The following is a 20,251-nucleotide window of genomic DNA, read 5'->3' as shown; positions in this document are numbered from 1 at the left end:
GAGACCTCCTAGGACGCCATATGCAGGCCCAGATTGTTGTCACCCGCGACCAGATCAACAAGGGCCTGCACCTTCTTGGGCGGTGACGCCGCTGCGCCAATCTTGACCGTGAAGTCAGCGGCAGGGTCGGTGTTGGCACGGTCATTGATCTGGCTCAGCTCATAGAAGACCACCAACTGGGTGCCTGCAGGGGCGGCAGCGCGTGCCGCCGTGGTCAGCTGTGTAATCTGCTGCTGATCAGTCTGCACCAGCGTCATGTCTGCCGCGTCCGGCGCAATATTGAACGGTCCGATATCAACCTGCCCGTTCCAGACAACACTGCGCTCCATAATTTGAGCCAGCGGTTTGTCATTGAGCACCCAACCAACCCACGCCCTCAGCCGCGCGCCACCAGCGGCCACCGCCCCTCTGTTGCCAAAGCTCGGCAGCCAGCCGGGCGTCACCCAATCCGCATCCGCTGCCCAATGAAGCGAGACGGGCACATAGCTGCCCGGTCCGACCTTCACCGGCCCGTCCCCGGTCGGGAACACATCGGGACGGCGATCGCGAATATAGATATCTACGAGCGGCGGTGCTCCCGCCTTGCTGATAATCTCACTCGGGTCGGAGGGGAACATGCCCATGGTTTCATAGGCCCATCGCGTCACCTTGTGAGAGGTGGCGGGCTGCCAGTCTGCTCCGCCTCTCGGCAAGGATACGGAGGCCGGGGCGCTCCAGCCTGCCTCCTCCATGCCAACCTCCAGCATTTCCGCCCGCGACGGCGATTGTGCCAGCCCGGCCATCCCTTGCATCAGCAGATATAGCGTCATATCAGAGGCCCGGGTGCGCTGTGCCCAGTCAGCCTCTGTACCGGCAAGCGTATCGCCGCCCAAGGATCGATAGAGCAGGAAGCAGGTGGACGACAGGATCTGCTCGGTCAGATAGGCTTTATGCTCGGTCCCGGAATCCGGTGGATCCTCAATCACAGAGCGGTTCAGCAACCCATACCAGCCCCAGCCCATGGCGGGCGTCCGGTCGTGCCGCCGTGGCGCAAAGACAAAGGGAAACGTCCATCCCCGCATCCTCGGGTCGCCGGGATAGGTCGGGCTGGACAGATCCGACAGCGGATCGAAGAACACCGCCGCCAGCGAGTCCCCTGCACTATGGGCAAAATCGAACTCAAGCTGCCCAATCCGGGCCGCCAAAAGATAATGCCCGAATTCATGCATCATCCAGCGCCCGCAGCTGGCCATACCCAGAGGCTCCAATTGACTGTCCGACGTCCCAGCCTTCACCCGCGCCCAACGGTTGAGATTGGCCAGCGCCAGATGCATGTCAATGCTGGGTTTGCTCTGAAGGGTGGCATCCGGCGCCACTTCATAGCGCACCTGGGCATTGATCGTCCGCCCATCCCGGCCCGGCCCCGGCACGATGCCGGACCGGTAGTGCACGGCCAGCGGTCCCTCCGCCGTCGCCATGTAACTCTCTGGTGCAAGGCCCAGCCCGCGCATCGTGTCAAAGAAGGTTTTGCTGTGCCAATAGGCGCTGATCGCACTGGATATATTGCGGCGCGGCGGCAAGTCAGACAGCCCTGTGATCGGTAGAGGCTTGGGTAAACGGGCTTCCCCGTCGCCAGGCACAAACCGCGGGCAGTTGCGCACCTCATAGGCTGGCTGCTGCATCTTCATGCCGCTCCCCAACCCAATCGCGAGGGTGTCGCGGAAAAGGTCCAAAATCTGGTCCACCCGCGTTGGACGGCGCCATGCGAGCGGTGGTGCAGGTTGCGGTGGAACCCGCGCCATAGAGGCGCGCCAATCAGGCGGCGGCACTGGAAACACCCGCACAAAAGGCAGCGGCGTCGGGAGCGCCCCCGTCCCCGCCATCGCATGACTGACCAGCGGCACCCGCGTCACGGAGAGCAACTCAACCTCATTTGCGCCCGGCTCCGCGAGACGCACCCGAACGGTCAAACGATAGCTCACCGGTTCGCCGCGCGGTGTATCCTGCCCGCGCGCCAGCAGGGTCAGAGTGACATCCCAGGCCCCGTCGGTGACGTTCTCAGGCTGCGCCGAAAACCGGATATCCTGCAACAGCAGGGACTTCGGCACCACTCCAGCCTGTTTGGCAATATCATCCTCCAGCATCGTGATCATCCGATAGACCGAGGACCGCGCCGCAGGCTGCGCACCCGTTTGAGGTGTCGGCGGGACAGAGGATGTATCAGAGGGCGGTGGCGACGTCGCGCTGCTGGCGTCGTCTGAGACTGCAGCCTCAACAGGCGCGTCACCCGTGTCCGTCTCAGAGGATGCAACCAGTGTTGCCGGAGCCACACCGGCCTGGAACCCCAAGGGCACACCGGAGAGGCTGCGCGACAAGCCGCCCAGAACCATGCGTTTTTCCGCATCAGTTCGCCCGGCCAACAGCGATGACAGCGCTTGGTGGGATCCGCCGGGAAACTCTGCCGTCAGGCCACGGATAATCAGATCAAAGCCATCATCAGTGGCGCGCACCTCAATCGGGACGCGGAATCCGGCGGACGGGAACCGCATCAGAAAAGACCCGTGCATCGGGTCAGGAATACCTTCTGTCGCCACGAGAATAACGGTGCCCGGCATCGCACTCTTTGGATGGCGCGACATGTTCCAGCTGGCGATCTGCCCCTCAAGACGGCTCGGCTCAGCGTTGATTTTGGGCCAGATATCGCACCAATGCAGCAGGCTGCCGCTGGCGGCAACATCGGCCAACAGATCCAGCATCGGGTCCGCCCGACCCAGCGGCGGCGGCGTTGCGTTCACATAGTGCTTCAGCTGTTTGAGGTAATGTTCTGCCGCCGTGCTTAGCGCCGCCAGATCAATCTCACCATCAGCACCGCCCACACGCGCAGCCGTCACATAAGGCACGGTCGGATGTGATATCAGGCGCGACGGGCGGCGTGACCCCGGATATTGCCACTCATATCGCAACCAAGCCCGCGGTGTTGTGCCTTCAGCAACGTCAGTGGGAGGCCATTTGCCAGGATGTGTCAGTTTCGCCATATCATCCCCCTTGGTGCATGCGCCGAAGGGCATGCTATGTCTGTGTCATAATGCTCACCCGACATCCTCAGGAACGGCCCTCCGCAGACACACAACGACATAATATGCCGCCGTTCAGCAAAGAGTGACGCGGTTTTTCAATCCCGTCATTTCATTGGAGGTGCGCTGCTGGACTTGCGGCGTCGGCCACGTCGAGCATCTGATGCGCTGCAAACGCAGACCCCACCTCAGGATGAGCCTACCATAGTTTCAGCGCCAACAGTAGGCTGACAGCACACTCCGCCAGTGATCGGCGAAAGCTGCCAAACCATCACGGATGGCCCGGCGACCTGCTGGCTACTTTGGTTCTCTGACGGTTTGAGAAATGATCTGTCCTTTGGAGGCAAAAAATTTGAAACCAGCGCATTTTTTCTCTGGACGCGCCAGAACGGAAACCATATATCAGCCCCACATTCCGGCGTAGCTCAGCGGTAGAGCAGTTGACTGTTAATCAATTGGTCGTAGGTTCGATCCCTACCGCCGGAGCCAGAGTTTCCAAGGGCTTAGCGTATATACGCTAGGCCCTTTTGGCTTCTGCACTTGTGTTATTGATGCATCTGCCGCCCTGCTCAGGACAAGAGCGGAGCGGGCAGTCTCTGCAGCCCGGCCACATGGCCCAACGGCAGCGCCCCCAATGGCAGCAGGCAGGCCTGTAGCGCGTGGTAGATGTCCGGCTTTCCAGTGAAGATCGACCGTGTCACCTGCCCGTTCCCATCAATTTCAGGATACCAGCCGCCGCGGGTTTCATCGATGAAATGCGCCTGCGCAAATCCCCAGAGGCGGCGATACCAATTCTCATCCTCGTTTCTGGCGTCCAGTTTCACAAGCGTGGCAACGGCACCGATTGCCTCCGTCACCGGCCACCAGAACCGATTGCCCATCGCTACCTTGCCGTCGAAATCAAGCGTATAGGCAAAGCCACCATCAGATAACCAGGCGTCAGCTAGGGCGCGTTCAATCAGGGTGCGCGCGCGTGTCGGGGCGCCCGTGTCCCGCCGCCCTGCCAGATCCCAGTGCTGCAACGTCAACCGCCCCAGCTCAAATGAATGGCCAGGGGTGGTCCCTGCGGGCCGAAACATCGGAACCCCGGCATAGCTGCGGTCGATTTGCCACGTCTCAGTGTAATGTTCAGGCAGACGCCAGCCTTCTGCAGGTGCAACTTCGCCCACGAAAAAATCGAGGATATGGCCTGCGCGGTCCAGAAATACCGTCTCACCCGTGGCCTCATATGCCGTCAGCAGCGCTTCCACCCCGTGCATATTGGCGTTCATTCCGCGATAGGTCGAAAACGGGGTCCAATCGCGGTTCCATTCGTCGGCTAACCGTTTTGGCTCCGCCTCCCAGAAGCGCTGATCCAAGATCTCCGCCACATCGCTCAGCAAGGCATCGGCAGCGGGGTGCCCGGCCAGTTTCGCCGACGCCGCAGCCAGCAGGACAAAGACATGGCCATAGGCCAGTTTGCGATCATCCGCGACCGTATCCCCGGACAGCGCCCAAAGGTATCCGCCATGGATCTGATCGCGGTGGTGATTGTTGAGATAGGCGATGCCGTGATCAATCATCCGGTCGGCACCGGCGTAGCCGCAGATATGCGCCAGCGCGTAAGAATGGACCAACCGTGTGGTGGTGTGCAGCTCCTGCTTGTCATCCGGCAAGGGCCGCCCTGAAGCATCCAGAGTGTGAAACCCCGGCCCTGCCCGCAGACTACCTGCGAAGAAATCCAGCTGCCGCCTGGCATCTGCAATCAGATAGGCCCGATGACCCGCATCCTCCAACCAAGCACCGGGCGCGGAAAGATCTCCGACTGCGGACTGCGTGCTCATCGGCTGCTCTCCTTTTGCTGCCAGGGTCGTGATCGCAGCGGCTCAGGCTGCTTAGCCTGAGGGCAATGCCGCGATCATCAAAGATATGCGCGTTTTGGGCCTGCAGGCGCAAGCCCAGACGCTCTCCACTTCGCACCGGCACATTGCCGTGCTTGCGGATCATCAGCGGCCCAATCCCGTCAACTTTGGCATAGATATTGGTGTCAGAGCCCAGACGCTCCACCACATCGGCAACGGCGGTCAGATGCCCCTCACCCGGCTCCACCACATCCAGATGTTCTGGCCGGATGCCCAGTTCAACCGCTGCAGCGGTGTCCTGCAGATGATCCAGCGTCAGCATCATCCCATTGCTCGCCATCACGCCAGAGGCCGCACCGGACACCGGCAGAATGTTCATTGTGGGGGAGCCGATGAACTGCGCGACAAATTTGTTGGCCGGGCGTTCGTAAAGCTCAAGCGGCGAGCCGACCTGCTGTATATCGCCGCCGTTCAACACCACGATACGATCGGCAAGGGTCAGCGCCTCCACCTGGTCATGGGTCACATAGATCATCGTGGCGCCCAGTTGTTTGTGCAGCCGGGCAATCTCCAGCCGCATCTCAACACGCAGTGCAGCGTCCAGATTGGACAGCGGCTCATCAAAAAGAAACGCGCGGGGATCCCGGATGATCGCGCGCCCCATCGCAACACGCTGTCGCTGACCGCCCGAGAGGGCCTTGGGCAGGCGATCAACCAAGGATGACAGCCCCAGTGTCTCCGCTGCCTTGGCAACGCGGGAGCGGCGCGCCTCGGCGGGATTTTTGCGGATCTCCATGGAGAACCCCATATTCCGTGCCACATCCATATGCGGGTAGAGCGCATAGGACTGAAACACCATCGCAATATCGCGGTCACGCGGACGGACATCATTCATCCGTTGGCTGTCAATCTCAAAATCACCCGATGTGATCGGCTCCAGCCCCGCAATCATCCGCAGCAGCGTAGATTTCCCGCAGCCCGATGGCCCCACAAGAACGATGAACTCACCGTCCTGAATATCAAGATTGATATCGCGCAGCACCTCAACCGCACCATAACGTTTCGCCACATCTCTGAGTTCGATCCGTGCCATGATCCGGCCCCCTATCCCTTGACCGCGCCGGACGTGAGGCCCTGCACGAGGTAGCGTTGTATGAAAATGAAAAACAGGCAGCTTGGCACCAGCGCCAGCACTCCGGCCGCCATCATCTGCCCCCAGTCGACCGAGAATTTCGACACGAAGGTCAACAGCCCGACCGGGAAGGTCATCGCGTCATTCTTCGAGATCAGCATCAGCGCAAACAGCAGCTCCGACCACGCGGCGGTGAAGACAAATCCAAGTGTTGCCCCCAGCCCCGGTAGGGTCAGTGGAAACACCACCGTGCGCAACGCCTGAAACCGCGAGCACCCATCCATCATCGCAGCCTCTTCCAGATCCTTCGGGATCCCGTCAAAGAAGGATTGCATGAGGAAGGTCGCAAAGGGGATATTGAACGCGGTGTAGACCACGATCAGCGAGGTGAGTGAGTTCAGCAGTCCGAGGTCAGCCACGATTTTGTAGATCGGTGCAATGATCATCAACAGCGGAAACATCTGGGTGATCAGCATCACTGCGATGATGATCCGCTTGCCCGCAAAGACAAACCGCGAAAAGGCATAACCCGCTCCGGCAGCAATCAGCGTGGTAAAGAACGCAGTCCCCAGCGATACTGTCAGTGAATTGCGGAAATAGGCAAGGAACTCAGTCTCGAACAGAACCGTGGCAAAATTCTCGAACGTCACTGCCGAGGGCAGCATCCGCGTGCCCTCGGAGAAGATCAGCGCATCCGGTGTGATTGCGATTTTCATCAGCCAGTACAGCGGAAACAGCGCAAAGCCGAGATAGAAGGCGATGGCCGCATATTTCCCGAACGCCAGTGCCGGATGGCGGCTGTTTGAGCGTGCAACAGAACCCATGGGAGAACCTCAGATCTTGACCAGCCGCTTGCGCATCCAAAGCAGGATGACAGCATAGGCCAGCAGAATGATCAGCAGCGCCACCGCAATGGTCGAGGCATAGCCAAAGTCCAATTTGCGGAACGCCGTGGTGAAAATATAGGTGGACAGGATCTGCGTCGAATTTGCCGGACCACCGCCTGTCATCACGAAGATCAGATCCGCGAAATTCGCAATCCAGATGGTGCGCAGCATCACCGTGATGGCAATCATCGGCGCCAGAAACGGCAGCGTGATCTTGGTGAAGCTCTGCCAAGGCGTCGCGCCATCGATCTCTGCCGCTTCGTACAGCTCGCCGGGAATAGATTGCAGCGCCGCCAGCAGCGTGATCGCAAAAAACGGCACCCCGAACCAGATATTGGCGGTGATCGGTCCCCAGATCGCCAGATCAGGATCACCCAGAATATTATAGGGCTCAGACAGCACGCCAAGGGCGGCCAACCAATGCGGGATCGGTCCGATCACCGGGTTAAACAGCCAAGCCCAAGTCAAAGCCGACAGAAATGTGGGCACCGCCCAAGGCAGGAATACCAGCGCTTGGAACAGTTTTTTACCGAAGAACTGCGTATTCAGCAGCATCGCCAGACCAAGCCCAAGGAAGAACTGAAAGAAGATCGACCAAAAGGTCCAGAAGACGGTGTTCTCCAGCGCGATCCAGAACTTTCGATCACTCCACAGTTTTTCATAGTTCTCAAAGCCAACCCAACCGGTAGCAAAGGGATTGAGCAGCTCAATCGACTGAAAGGAATAGGAAATTCCGACAATTAGCGGCATCAACATGACGCTGCCGATCAATAGGATCATCGGCGACAGATATAGAAACGGCTCCACCATATACTGCCAGTAGAGCGAGCGTCGTGCCCCGGTTCCCCCGGACACGACGGTTGTTTTGGCGCGCGCAATCACTGCTTTGCCTGCCATTTGGCGTGTTCGTCGGTCAGGAATTCTGCCCATTCATCCGCCAGATCCTGAGCGCTGCGCTGCCCCAGCAGTGCTTCCTGGCTGGTTTCCAGAACCACCGTGCTGGCAAAATAGCCCCATTTCTCAAGATAGGTCGGCATGGTTGTGGGCTCATACTGATCGCCATTCAGCTCCTTGAACCAGCCTTCGAATTGTTCGGTCTGGAAATAAGGATCCTGATCCGCGCCTTTGTGAACCGGGATCACACCAACGCGTTTCGCCCACGTGCCGTTGGCCTCCGGCGCGGACAGGGCCGCGACCAGATCAAAGGCTTTGTCCTCATGTGCTGTTGCCTTGAAGATCGACCAGCCCGCAAAACCGATGGTCGGGAACGCCTTCCCTGAAGGGCCGACAGGCATCGGGATCACCGCAAAATCCTCCGCAGGCATCCGCTCCGAAATCGCGATCAGCGCGTCCGGGTCCTGATCAAGAAACGCACAGGTGCCGGAATAAAAGCTAAGCCACGATCTCATTGAACCCCCAACTGACCGCATCTTTCGGCGCGTAACCGTTCTGGTAGAGATCAAGCATGAACTGGATCCCCTCAACCGAGCCGGGTTCATTCATCCGGCTTTTGCCATCCTCGGTGAAGAAATCATTGGTGCCGTTCATGGCGGCCGCCATCATCACCCAGCCGTTGGTTCCACCGGGACCGCCGCGCAGGCAGTAGCCTGATTTTCCCTCCAGTTCGGACACAGCAGCCGATGCGGCCATGAAGTCTGCCATGGTTTCCGGCGGCGCAACCCCGGCTTCGGCAAGCAGATTCTTGTTGTAGAACATCGCCCGAAGATAGAACCCGTAAGGGATCATATAGAGATCCCCGGCCTGACTGCCCATGGCGACGGTCTTCTCTGTTAGGGTGGCACCATGCTCCCAGTCGGCGACGTGATCACTCAGACTGGCCAGCTGGCCGGAGCCTGCATAAAGGGCCTGCCAGGTGTCCGGCATTTCAACAACATCCGGGATATCACCACCGGCGACCATTGTGGCCAGCTTCTCAAACGCCTGTCCCCACGGCAGGCTGATGATCTCAACCGTCACATCCGGGTTCGCGGCCTCATAGCCGTCAACGATGCTCTGCAAAACCTTGGTGCGTTCCGGGCTGGTGATCACTTCGACCAGCTTCAGCGTTGTCTCCGCATAAGCGGCGCTTCCCATGAGCATCGCTGCCGTGGTGATCCCTGTCAGAAATTTTTTCATCTTGTCCTTCCCCTTGTCGTGTGACGGTGCACACGGCCCTGTCAGACCGTGCTGGTCGCGAGGGCAGATGTGACGTCCGCCCACAGGTCCTCGGCCTCCTCCAGCCCGAGGTTCAGCCGAACGAGGTTCGGCGAAACGCCAAAACGCTGCATCGAATTTTCTTCGCCAATCTGTGCAAGCCCGACACGGGCTGGCAGGATCAGGCTCTCAAATCCGCCCCAGCTGACGCCCAGCCGAAAATGGCGAAGCGCATTGGAAAACGCAGGAATATCCACGCTGTCGTCAAATTCGACCGCCATCAGCCCCGAACGTCCGGTCAGCCCCGGCACCGCGTTCGGCCCCGGAGAATGCACCCGGCGCACCTGTGGCAGCGCGGCCAGCCGGTCAACAAACAACGTCGCTGTGGCCTGATGCTGACGCATCCGGGCAGCGAGGGTTCGCAGGCCCCGTGTGAGCAGAAACGCCTCAAACGGGGCCAGTTTGGCGCCCAGGAGCGGCAGTGTCAGATCACGGATCCGGTCAATATGCTGCTGCTCCGCAACCACCACGCTCAGCCACTGTATCGGAATGGCCCGAGATGTATTTGGACGCGGAATGCAGAACAATATCAACACCCTGCGTCAGCGGTTTCTGAAACACCGGGCTGGCCCAGGAGTTGTCGATCATCGTCAATGCGCCGTGCCGTTTGGCATGGGCTGTCACCTTCTTGAGGTTCAGCGGCTGAAACACGACCGAGCTGGGGCTTTCGAGATAAGCGAGGCGCACCCCGTTCAACAGCTCCGGCTCTTCTTCCAGCTGATGCGGCGCGTAATAGTCGATCTCCACCCCAAATGGTCGCAGCATCCGTTCCATGAACCGATAACTGTCGGGGTAGACATGCTCGACGCAGGCGATCCGGTCCCCCGGTTTGACAAAGGCCAGCAGCGTCGACGAAATCGCCGCCATACCAGAGGCAAAGCCAACCGCCGCCTCCCCCTGTTCCGCCTTGGCCATCAGCGCCTCAAACGCGGCGACCGTCGGGTTCTGCACGCGCGTGTAGATCGCAGCGTCACTGCGTCCCGCCATCCGGTCCTCAAATGCCTCATAGCTGTCAAAGCTGAACAGCGATGTCTGAACAATCGGCGGCGTGATCGCACCGCTTCCGTCGTCCATGACCGCCGCCATCAATGTCGCCAGATCCGCCCCCTCAGTCATTGCGCCCCTCCACCATGGACTGCATCGACTCGCGGATCTCCGCCTCGACCATATCCAGAATGCGTTCCATGACCTGAGCCGCAGCGCTCTCGTCACCGGCGACCACCGCCTCGGCGAGCGGCAGGTGCAGCGGGATCGACGCCTCGCCCAGATGCGGTTTGCCAAACGGCGCTTCATATACCTCGTTGAAGCCATGCTGGATCTGCTGGATCAGCTGACCAAACAGCGGGTTGCCGCAGGCTTCCTGCAAGGCTTCGTGAAAGCGATAGTCCGCCGCGCGCCAGTCCTGCCCGGCGCCATGGATCGCAATCAACTCACCCACGCGCCCCATGATGATCCGACCGCTTTGCGGCGTGATATTGCGCGTCGCCAGGCGTACGGTTTCGATCTCAAGCGGGCGACGCACGGCGTGGGTCCGCAGCAGGCTCTCTGCCTCCAGCTTGAGCGTCACGGGCAGGTGAAGGGCGTTGGAGACAACCTCAGTGGCGAGCCGTGTACCGGCTTTTTTGTTGCGGGTCACAATGCCCATGTTCTGCCAGGCGGTCAGCGCCTCACGTACTTTGGCGCGACCAATCCCAAGCTGGCGGGCAATGTCGACCTCCGGTGGCAGCCGATCACCGATGCCAAGTCCCTCCACCTCAATCATATGCGTTAAAGCTTCCAGAACATCGCGGCTGCTGCTGCGCGCCGGAAGTGGCGCCATGCTGTGGCTGAATTGTTTCGGATCACGCGCTGCCATGCTCTGCCTCTCTTTGGATCGGCGTTGTGCCGAACCCGTCTCAGAAAAGCATGTCAGTATTGTCCGACATTATCAATGTTATTGTAGGACAATATAATATATAACAATGTCATAGTCTTACTCCTCTGACACCCGATGGCGCATCGCGACCCTTGCGGTGTCACCCGCCGCCGCAAGGCCACCGATCAAGAGACGGACGACGCGATTCGACATAGGTTAGTCATCGCCATCACCAACCACTGTCCTGCCCCGGAGGCGGCAGAAACCCGTCGGTTCATGCGTTGATCCTTGTGGGGCGATCACCCGGCCGGGGCCCATATTAGGGCGCGGCTGTCTACAGCGACCGGCAACACAGACCGGCAACACCAACCGGCGACCTCAAACCGCACCACCAACATAAGGCACCAGGGCCCGCTTATCCTGTGCTGCGCAGGGAACGTTCCTTATCCCGGTCCGACGTCTTGTCAGGCGCCCCATCGGGCGCGGCAACCGCATCCGCCTGCCCCTCGCGGGCGCTATGCCAGTGCAGCAAATCCTCGAACGCCATCGGGCGGCCAATCACATAGCCCTGCAACACATCTGCGCCCAGGGCAGTGAGCACACTGGCCTCCTCCCATGTCTCAACGCCCTCAACGACGGTCTCTGCACCAACACTGGCCGCCATGTCTATCAGCCCGCGCATCAGGTCCTGACGCGCCGGTTTGCGATCAATTTCACTGGCAAAAACCCTGTCGATCTTGAGCCGGTCAGGCTGCAAGGCGAGCACACCGGCAATGCTGGCATGACCGGTCCCAAAATCATCAATCTCTATGCTGATGCCCAGATCCTTGAGCATGGCGATCTTCTGCGCGTAATCATCGCTGATCGAGATCCAGAAACACAGTCTCCAGCAGTTCAAAGGTCAGCGCACCGCCTGGAATGTCATCGCGGCTTTGCAATTCCGCGATCAATTGCGGATCAGCCAGACGGGCCGCAGAAACATTGACCGAAATACCTGGCAAATCAATACCCTGACGGTGCAGTTCCCAATACCCCTGCAGGGCCAGATCGAGGATCGCCATATCGAGATCTGCGCTGCAATTCATCTCCTCGGCGATGGGCAGGAACACGTCCGGCGTCAACAGACCACGATGGGGGTGTTGCCAGCGCGCCAGAACCTCGCAGCCGATAAGGCGACCGGTTTTTGCGTCAATCTGCGGCTGGAACAGCGCGGTGATTTCATTGCGCTCCAAAGCCTCTCGGAAATCGCGGATCAAGTTCATCTTGTCGCTATGGGCCTGACCGATCGCATCGTTATAGGCCACCACACGGTCTGATCCTGAGGACTTTGCCTCATATAACGCAAGATCGGCACGCCGCAGCGTCGATTTCAACGGCTCCCCCGGTTCCATAACGGCAAATCCGACCGACACGCCGAACCGCAGATGCACCTCCTGATAATAAAACGGCTCCAATAGGCTAAACGCCAGATCCTGGCACATCTCCTCCGCCCCAGCACCCCTGTCCGAGACCTGTACAAAGGCTGTGAATTCATCTCCCCCGATGCGAAAGGCAAAATCCCGACCATCCCGCATTTGTCCCGACAACCGACGGGCCACAACCTGAAGCACGGCATCCCCTGCCGCGTGGCCGTAGGTGTCATTGATCTCCTTGAACCGATCCAGGTCCAGCGCCATCACCAGCGTCACCTCCCCCGGCACCCGAACCGGCGCGGCGAGGAAATCTTCAAGGTATTTCCGGTTGCCGATCCCGGTCAGTTTGTCATGACGCGCTGCCCAGGCGCTTTCCTTCTGGGCCTCACACATGGCATCAAACGCGTCTTCGGCAATGGCCCGCATATCGCGTTCGCGCCGCAGGGCGTCAATCCGCTCGGCGATTTCGGTCTCCACACGATCCAGCACGCGGTTATAGCGATACGCCAGAGCACCAAGCCGGGTCGATGGCTCTACCCGCACGCGCTGGCTGAACCGGCCTGATCTTTGATGCCGTTTCATATCCTCCAGCAGTTCCAAAAGCGCGTTGCGCTGGTTGTTTTCCGCAAGGTTCAGCCCGCGCACCTCATCCCGCGGCTTGGCGCGCAACAAACCGCGGTGGTTCAACATCCAGAGAAGCGGCGCCATTGTGGCCAATACCCATGCCCCGACCGCACCAACACCAAGGAGTTGAATGCCGAGCTGACCAAGACGACTGCCCGCCGGAAGCGCCTCATAGGGGACCGCAACCGCCACTGCCAGCGTCCCGACAATTCCCGCTGCCAGGTGAACCGGAACAGCACCAACGACATCGTCGATTTTAAGCGCGTCCAACACGTCACGAACGAACATCACCGTCAGCGCCCCTGCAACGCCGATCACGAATGCCGCTGGCCCGGTCACCAGATGGATCGCGGCGGTCCCGGCCACAAGCCCCCCCAAAATACCGTTGATCAACAGCTCTGCGCGGATGTGGCCGTTCAACAACAGCCCTACCGCGATAGAGGTCACCCCAGCCCCGGCTGCGGACAGCATGGTCCGCGCCACAATCGGCGCCACATCCGCGTTGGACACCATCGCAGTGCCACCATTAAACGCGCCCCAGCCAATCCACAGCAGCATGCCCCCCAGCGCCATCAGCGAGATCGAATTTTCCTCAAAGAACCGGTTCTTATGCCCATAACGGCCCAGCCGGGGACCCAGAAACAGCACTGCAATCAAAGCGGTCCATCCGCCGACGCTATGCACCACCGTCGCTCCGGCAAAATCGATGAAGCCGATCTGACGCAACCACCCATCGGGGTTCCAGATCCAGTGCCCGGCCAGCGGGTAGACCAATCCGGCCAGCGTCAGGGAGGTGGCGATATATCCCAGAAACCGCTCCCGTTCAGCCACAGCCCCGGAGACGATGGTCGCCGCCGTCGCCGCAAAAGCCGTTTGAAACAGGAACATTGCGGAGACATGCGCCTCCAGCCCGCCGACATGGTCAGTATCGGCGACATGCACGTGATCCGGCACATGCCCCGCAGTTCCCGTTAGCACATTGGACAGGCTCGGAAAAAATCCATCCACACCCACCAACCCACTCAGGCTACTGCCAAACATCAGACCAAATCCGGCGATCCAGAACACGGTCCCAACGAGGCAAATATCGGCGAGGTTTTTCAACGCAACATTGGCGGCGTTCTTCTCCCGCACGGTGCCGGACTCCAGACACAGGAACCCACATTGCAGGATCAGCACCAATAGCGCCATAATGACCGTCCAGGCGGTGTCAAATTCGGCCATATAAGCCCCTCCGGATATCGCCATGACCAGAATGTCTGCGGCAAAACTCACCCAAAGGTAGCAATTTGATCCCAAGAAACTGTTGCCCCACCACAAAGCCTGCGTGAAATATCCCTTGAGTTTTGAGCTAATTTTCCCGCAATGACCAAGCTCTGCACTGCCGCTTGCGTCTGCTCTGATTTCAGATCAACCTGCCGTGAAAACTCCGATAACGATCTACGTCCCAAGGATCCCGCGTGTCTGAAACCCGTTCCGATCATTCCGGCCAAGCCTTTCGGCTGCGCAGCCCGTGGCGTGCAGTCTCGGCAATGTTTGTGCTGAACGGCGCGCTTTTTGGGATCTGGGCCTCGCGCATCCCCGCGGTCTCGGAGATCCACGGGCTAACGCCCGGCGGGCTGGGTCTGCTGTTGCTGCTGATGGCAGCCGGGGCGATCCTGTCATTTCCGCTGGCCGGACGTGCGGCCGACCGGATCGGCGCGGCCCGTGTCACCCGTCGGGTGGCGCTGGCCTATGTTCTGGGGCTGGTGTTGCTGGCGCTGGCCCCGACCCTGCCGCTTCTGGCGGCGGCTTTGTTTGTCTTTGGCGCGGCCCATGGCAGCATGGATGTCGCCATGAACGCTTGGGCCAGCGAAGTCGAGGCCCGCGCGGCGCGGCCAATGATGTCCTCTTTTCATGCGATGTTCAGCCTTGGCGCCGGTCTCGGAGCGCTCTCCGGATATGGTGCGGCGTCGATCAACGCCGATATCACACTGCACTTCCTCGTGGCCGGTAGTGTTTCAGCTCTGCTCACGCTATATATGGCGCAGATCCCCTGGGTGGCGATCCCCGCCCCAATGGGGGGTGCTGCCAAACCGTCCCTGCTGCCGCGCGGCCCCTTGCTGGCGGTTGGCTTCGTTGCCTTCTGCGGCGCAGTTGGCGAAGGCGCCATGGCCGACTGGAGCGCGATTTTTCTGGTTCTGACCACTGGCGCAACCGAGGCTGATGCGGCACTTGGCTTTGCCGTTTTCTCCGTTGCGATGGTGGCGATGCGGCTGGTTGGCGACCTTGTCGTCGCGCGCATTAGCCCCGTCGCAGCAGGCCGTCTTGCCGGAGCAAGTGCCAGCATTGGCGCGCTGATTGCGGTGAGCTGGGGTAGCTATGGTGCGGCAATGGTCGGCTTTGCCCTGATGGGGATCGGCTATGCGCTGGTCATGCCGCTGGCCTTCAGCCGCGCGGCCAGCGATCCGGACCTGCCCGCTGGCGCGGCCATTGCCAGCGTTGCAACCTTTGGCTACGGCGGAATCTTGATCGGCCCACCGATGATTGGCGTCACCGCTGAGCTGATATCGCTGCCCGCGGCCTTTCTTATTCTGGCCGCACTTGCAGTTTTTATTGTTATATTCTCACACGTTCTGAGACGCAGCTGATCCATCACCAAACAAGAAAAAGGGAGGCACAGTGGCCTCCCCCTCCAGGTGCACGGATCAGGTGGTTCTTGTTACCGCCCGAGGTCGTTGCCTGTGTCCTGATCCGTGTCGGGATGAGCGCACCCATCCCGGGTTCCGAACCGCCGCGACACCCCTTGTGCCGCGACGATCATCATTCCGTTGCCTGCCCGTTTCAGCTACAGCCAGAGGTGCCGCCGCAGGTGTTGCATTTCATGCAGGTGCCATTGCGCACCAGCGTGTAATTGCCGCAATCGCCGCAGGCCTCGCCTTCATAGCCCTGCATCTTTGCCTTGGTACGGGCATCCATGCCGCCGGAGACTCGCCGGCGCTGCCGCGGTTGACGTCTCAGGCACCAGCGATTGCAAGGCAGAGACAGGATCAGTGCCTTCCGCCAGCATCTCTGTCTGGCCGCCCTGAAGAACAACCAGCTCCTGCGGCAAGCGCTTGCGCAGATAGCCGGTGGAGGAGATCTGCTTCAGCACTTCCAGCGACCGGGTCGCGGCGGTCTCACTCAGTTCGGAAACGTTGGAGACACCCTCTTCCTCACCCCGGCCCAGATCGTCGAAGCTGGCGCCTTCCGGTTTGACATGCGCCAGATCGGTGCGGTCCAGATAGCTCACCGCCAATTCGCGGAACACGTAGTCGAGGATCGAGGTCGCGTTTTTGATCGAGTCGTTGCCCTGCACCATGCCCGCAGGCTCAAATTTGGTGAAGGTGAAGGCATCCACGAACTCCTCCAGCGGCACGCCGTATTGCAGACCAACCGAGACCGCGATGGCGAAGTTGTTCATCATCGCCCGGAAGCCAGCCCCTTCCTTGTGCATGTCGATGAAGATCTCGCCCAGGTTGCCATCTTCATACTCGCCGGTGCGCAGATAGACCTTATGCCCCCCGACGACCGCCTTCTGGGTATAGCCCTTGCGGCGTTGTGGCATCTTGGTGCGATGGGATTTCACCACCTCTTTGATGACCACTTTCTCGACAATTTTCTCGGCTAGGGTGATGGCCTTTTCCTGCTGCGAGCCGCTTTCCAGAACCTCTGCCGCCTCGTCATCATCCTCAACCAGCGCCGCCGCCAGCGGCTGGCTCAACTTGGAACCGTCACGGTAGAGCGCATTGGCCTTCACCCCCAGCGACCAGCTGAGTTCATAGGCTTTCTGACAATCCTCAATAGTCGCGTCATTGGGCATATTGATGGTCTTGGAGATCGCGCCGGAGATAAAGCTCTGCGCCGCCGCCATCATCAGGATATGGCTCTCAACCCCAAGGTACCGCTTACCTTTCTTGCCGCAGGGATTGGCACAATCAAAGATGTGATAATGCTCTTCCTTCAGATGCGGTGCACCTTCCAGCGTCATCGACCCGCAGACATGGTCATTTGCGGCCTCGATATCGGCTTTGCCAAAGCCAAGGTGACGCAAAAGATCAAAGGTCGGGTCATTCAGCTTGGTTGCCGGGATGCCCAGAACGCCGGTGCAGAAATCCTCACCCAGCGTCCACTGGTTGAAGACAAACCGGATGTCAAAGGCACTTTCCAGTGCGGCATCGACCTTCGCCAGCTCCGCCGGGCCAAACCCATGGCTTAGCCAGTGAGGTATGGTTGATGCCCGGCGCGTTGCCGATGGTGCCGTGACCCACCGCATAGGAGACGATCTCTTCAATCTGCGCCGGGGAATAGCCCAGCCCCTCCAGCGCCGCAGGCACCGACCGGTTGATGATCTTGAAGTAGCCGCCGCTAAGCCAGCTTCTTGAACTTCACCAGGGCAAAATCCGGCTCAATCCCGGTAGTGTCGCAATCCATCACCAGACCAATGGTGCCGGTGGGTGCGACAACGGTCGCCTGCGCATTGCGGAACCCGTGACGCTCGCCCAGCTCCAGCGCCTCATCCCAGCTGCTCATTGCCAGTTCTGCCAGACGCGGATCGGGGCAGTTTGCACTGTCCAGCGGTACCGGCTTCACGGCCAGGCCTTCATAGCCGTCAACCGACCCATGCGCAGCCGCCCGGTGGTTGCGGATCACCCGCAGCATATCGCTGGCGTTCTGCTCATAGCGGGCAAATGGCCCCAGTTCCGACGCCATTTCTGCCGAGGTCGCATAAGACACACCAGTCATGATCGCCGTCAGCGCACCACAAAGCGCGCGCCCCTCCGCACTGTCATAGCCAAAGCCCATGTTCATCAGCAGGCCGCCGATATTGGCATAGCCGAGGCCGAGCGTGCGGAAATCATAAGAACGCTGCGCGATTTCCTTCGACGGGAATTGCGCCATCATGACGGAGATTTCCAGCGTCACGGTCCACAGGCGACAAGCGTGCATATAATCTTCGGCCTGGAACTCCCCATCCTTGAGGAAGGTCAGCAGGTTCAGCGACGCGAGGTTACAGGCGGTGTCGTCCAGGAACATATATTCCGAACACGGGTTTGAACCGCGAATTTCGCCATCAGACGGGCACGTGTGCCATTCGTTGACCGTATCGTGGAACTGGATTCCCGGATCAGCGCAGGCCCAGGCCGCATGCCCCACCTTTTCCCACAGATCGCGGGCCTTCACCGTTTTGGCCACCTTGCCATCGACGCGGTTGATCAACTGCCAGTCGGCGTCTTTCTTCACCGCATGCAGGAAGGCATTGGTGACCCGGATGGAGTTGTTGGAGTTCTGCCCTGAGACCGAGCTATAGGCGTCACTGTCCCAGTCGGTGTCATAGGTCGGAAATTCGATCGAGGTGTGGCCCTGCTTGGCATAATCCAGCACGCGTTTGACATATGTCTCTGGGATCGCAACCTTTTTCGCCTCGCGAATGGCCCGCTTGAGACCGTCGTTCACAGCCGGATCATAGGCGTCGGCTTCGGCCCCATCCCAGCTGCGAATGGCCTCGAACAGGCCGTTCAGCATCTTCTCATGCATCTTGGAGCCCGCGACGATGGATGCCACTTTCTGCTCTTCGATCACTTTCCAGTCGATGAACTGTTCAATATCGGGGTGATCCGCATCGACGATCACCATCTTGGCCGCGCGCCGCGTGGTGCCGCCGGATTTGATGGCGCCAGCCGCACGGTCACCGATTTTGAGGAAGCCCATCAGGCCAGAGGATTTGCCGCCCCCGGACAGCGGCTCGCCCTCACCGCGCAGATGGCTGAAGTTGGTGCCGGTGCCGGAGCCATATTTGAACAGGCGCGCTTCGCGCACCCAAAGATCCATGATGCCGCCGTCCTGCACCAGATCGTCAGAAACTGACTGAATAAAGCAGGCATGAGGCTGGGGATGTTCATAGGCGCTGTCGGATTTGGTCAGCTTGCCGGTTTTATAGTCGACATAGTGGTGCCCCTGGGCCGGACCGTCGATGCCATAGGCCCAGTGCAGGCCCGTGTTGAACCACTGCGGGCTGTTGGGCGCGGCGCGCTGGGTCGCCAGCATGAAGCGCATCTCGTCGAAATAGGCGCGCGCATCCTCCTCAGTGGAGAAATAGCCCCCTTTCCAGCCCCAGTAGCACCAGGCACCGGCGAGGCGGTCAAACACCTGCTTAGAAGAGGTCTCACCGCCAAATTCCACATCGTCCCCCGCCGGAACAGAGCGCCAGAGGAATTCAGGAACGCCTTTTTCACGGAGCTTTTTCAGTTTGCTGGGCACGCCCGCCTTACGGAAATATTTCTGCGCGATGACGTCGCTGGCAACCTGGCTCCAGCCTGCCGGAACCTCAACGCCCTCAAGGCGGAACACAATGGTGCCGTCCGGATTGCGGATCTCCGACGTTGCAGGAACGAACTCCAGATCGGCATATGCGTCCTGCCCAGATTTAGTGAATTTCCGTTCAATCTTCATGCCATCTGCCTCTTTTCTGCAGTCCCACTGTCACAAATCACGCCTTTTCCGGCGCATTCCTCGTTGTCGTTCGCGACAAAACATCCCGTTGCGCACCTCATAGAAGATGCGAGTCAGGGCCGAAACCCCATTTCAGCTAGCGCTTGATGCTTTGCTCAGTTTGGTGCAGCGCGGGGTGGAATTCACCATATTTTGTGCTGCATCATCCGACATACACAATTTGACGTATTCAGGCATAGCTGGTCAACGCCATTTTTAGGGTTTCGTAACCAACTTTTCGATTGACGATAGCTTGATGGTCTGAGGGCTATCACGAAGCTGCGATTCAAAGTTGATCACAACCCCTCTGCCGCTCCTCGCACAGGCAGAGTCACCAGGCGAGAAATCCCCTTGAAGAGAGGGGGTTGCCGCGCATGTTGCGAGAAGGATCCCGAAGATAACATCGGGCCGTATCAGCAGGACACAACCTGACCGAGGGTTGAGAAAATGAAATACCCGCAGAAAAAGCAGAGCGTGTGCAACGATGTTTTTTTTCCATGCACACACGAAGCGCAAAACCAATTCGACGCCAAAGCGCAACAGATGGTTAATCACCCCTTAACGAAGCGGCCTTTAAGGCAAATTTAGTGACAATTTGGAAACCACTTCGAATCTCCACCCAGCACAGGCCTCGCGGGATCAAACCGTTCTACACTCATCGAACCCGCGCAGGGTCGGCGCAGCGGACCTCCGACGCAGTTGCGATCACCTTCCGGAGTGTTC

At 59.7% G+C, this 20,251-nt stretch carries 12 protein-coding genes, 1 tRNA gene and 2 pseudogenes; 2 read left to right on the top strand and 13 right to left on the bottom strand.

All coding sequences use genetic code 11. From position 1 onward, the window contains the following. Positions 1-8: 8 nt before the first annotated feature. The gene (locus tag L0Z65_RS05395; RefSeq protein ID WP_405111443.1) at positions 9-3,014 is read right to left on the bottom strand and encodes a hypothetical protein; all 3,006 of its coding nucleotides are present in this window, start codon (positions 3,012-3,014) and stop codon (positions 9-11) included. Positions 3,015-3,467: 453 nt separating this feature from the next. Between L0Z65_RS05395 and L0Z65_RS05390 the strand changes: the two genes are divergently transcribed. Next, positions 3,468-3,542: transfer RNA gene (locus tag L0Z65_RS05390), tRNA-Asn, on the top strand. A gap of 80 nt (positions 3,543-3,622) precedes the next feature. On the opposite strand, the gene L0Z65_RS05385 is transcribed toward L0Z65_RS05390, so the two are convergent. The 11 genes and pseudogenes from L0Z65_RS05385 to L0Z65_RS05335 form a co-directional block, all read right to left on the bottom strand. Further along, on the bottom strand, positions 3,623-4,876 hold the full coding sequence (locus L0Z65_RS05385; RefSeq protein WP_405111440.1) for an AGE family epimerase/isomerase: 1,254 nt from the start codon (positions 4,874-4,876) through the stop codon (positions 3,623-3,625). A gap of 55 nt (positions 4,877-4,931) precedes the next feature. Next, a pseudogene (locus tag L0Z65_RS05380) lies at positions 4,932-5,987 on the bottom strand (ABC transporter ATP-binding protein); the annotation flags it as partial. A gap of 11 nt (positions 5,988-5,998) precedes the next feature. Then, a complete protein-coding gene (locus L0Z65_RS05375; protein WP_040169251.1) occupies positions 5,999-6,850 on the bottom strand; it encodes a carbohydrate ABC transporter permease in 852 nt (283 codons plus the stop codon). 9 nt (positions 6,851-6,859) lie between these two features. Continuing rightward, positions 6,860-7,810, bottom strand: a complete 951-nt coding sequence (locus L0Z65_RS05370) for a carbohydrate ABC transporter permease (RefSeq protein ID WP_040169252.1) — start codon at positions 7,808-7,810, stop codon at positions 6,860-6,862. Next, positions 7,792-8,322 carry an extracellular solute-binding protein gene (locus L0Z65_RS05365; protein ID WP_405111437.1) on the bottom strand — a complete coding sequence of 177 codons (531 nt, stop codon included), beginning with the start codon at positions 8,320-8,322 and terminating at the stop codon, positions 7,792-7,794. Before L0Z65_RS05365 ends, L0Z65_RS05370 begins: the two co-directional genes overlap by 19 nt. Continuing rightward, positions 8,306-9,049 (bottom strand): ABC transporter substrate-binding protein, encoded by a 744-nt coding sequence (locus tag L0Z65_RS05360; RefSeq protein WP_405111434.1) that lies wholly within the window; start codon positions 9,047-9,049, stop codon positions 8,306-8,308. The genes L0Z65_RS05365 and L0Z65_RS05360 overlap by 17 nt, the downstream gene beginning before the upstream one ends. 41 nt (positions 9,050-9,090) lie before the next feature. Beyond that, positions 9,091-9,597: a PLP-dependent transferase gene (locus L0Z65_RS05355; RefSeq protein WP_405111431.1), complete on the bottom strand. Its 507-nt coding sequence runs from the start codon at positions 9,595-9,597 to the stop codon at positions 9,091-9,093. Next, a complete protein-coding gene (locus L0Z65_RS05350; RefSeq protein ID WP_405111428.1) occupies positions 9,569-10,243 on the bottom strand; it encodes an aminotransferase class I/II-fold pyridoxal phosphate-dependent enzyme in 675 nt (224 codons plus the stop codon). Before L0Z65_RS05350 ends, L0Z65_RS05355 begins: the two co-directional genes overlap by 29 nt. Further along, complete coding sequence (locus L0Z65_RS05345) at positions 10,236-10,982, bottom strand: FadR/GntR family transcriptional regulator (RefSeq protein WP_405111425.1); 747 nt, start codon at positions 10,980-10,982, stop codon at positions 10,236-10,238. The genes L0Z65_RS05350 and L0Z65_RS05345 overlap by 8 nt, the downstream gene beginning before the upstream one ends. Before the next feature lie 415 nt (positions 10,983-11,397). Beyond that, positions 11,398-11,817 (bottom strand): EAL domain-containing protein, encoded by a 420-nt coding sequence (locus L0Z65_RS05340; RefSeq protein ID WP_405111422.1) that lies wholly within the window; start codon positions 11,815-11,817, stop codon positions 11,398-11,400. Between the two features lie 19 nt (positions 11,818-11,836). Continuing rightward, positions 11,837-14,242, bottom strand: a complete 2,406-nt coding sequence (locus tag L0Z65_RS05335) for a diguanylate cyclase domain-containing protein (protein ID WP_405111419.1) — start codon at positions 14,240-14,242, stop codon at positions 11,837-11,839. A gap of 236 nt (positions 14,243-14,478) precedes the next feature. On the opposite strand from L0Z65_RS05335, the gene L0Z65_RS05330 reads away from it, so the two are divergent. Beyond that, a complete protein-coding gene (locus L0Z65_RS05330; RefSeq protein WP_405111416.1) occupies positions 14,479-15,648 on the top strand; it encodes an MFS transporter in 1,170 nt (389 codons plus the stop codon). A 193-nt stretch (positions 15,649-15,841) separates the two neighbouring features. Here the strand turns inward: L0Z65_RS05330 and L0Z65_RS05325 are convergent. Beyond that, positions 15,842-19,489, bottom strand: a pseudogene (locus tag L0Z65_RS05325) (vitamin B12-dependent ribonucleotide reductase). Positions 19,490-20,251: the final 762 nt, after the last annotated feature.

The organism is Phaeobacter sp. BS52 (assembly GCF_045040595.1).
GTDB lineage: Bacteria > Pseudomonadota > Alphaproteobacteria > Rhodobacterales > Rhodobacteraceae > Phaeobacter > Phaeobacter piscinae.
This window is presented reverse-complemented; position numbering and strand designations above follow the sequence as displayed.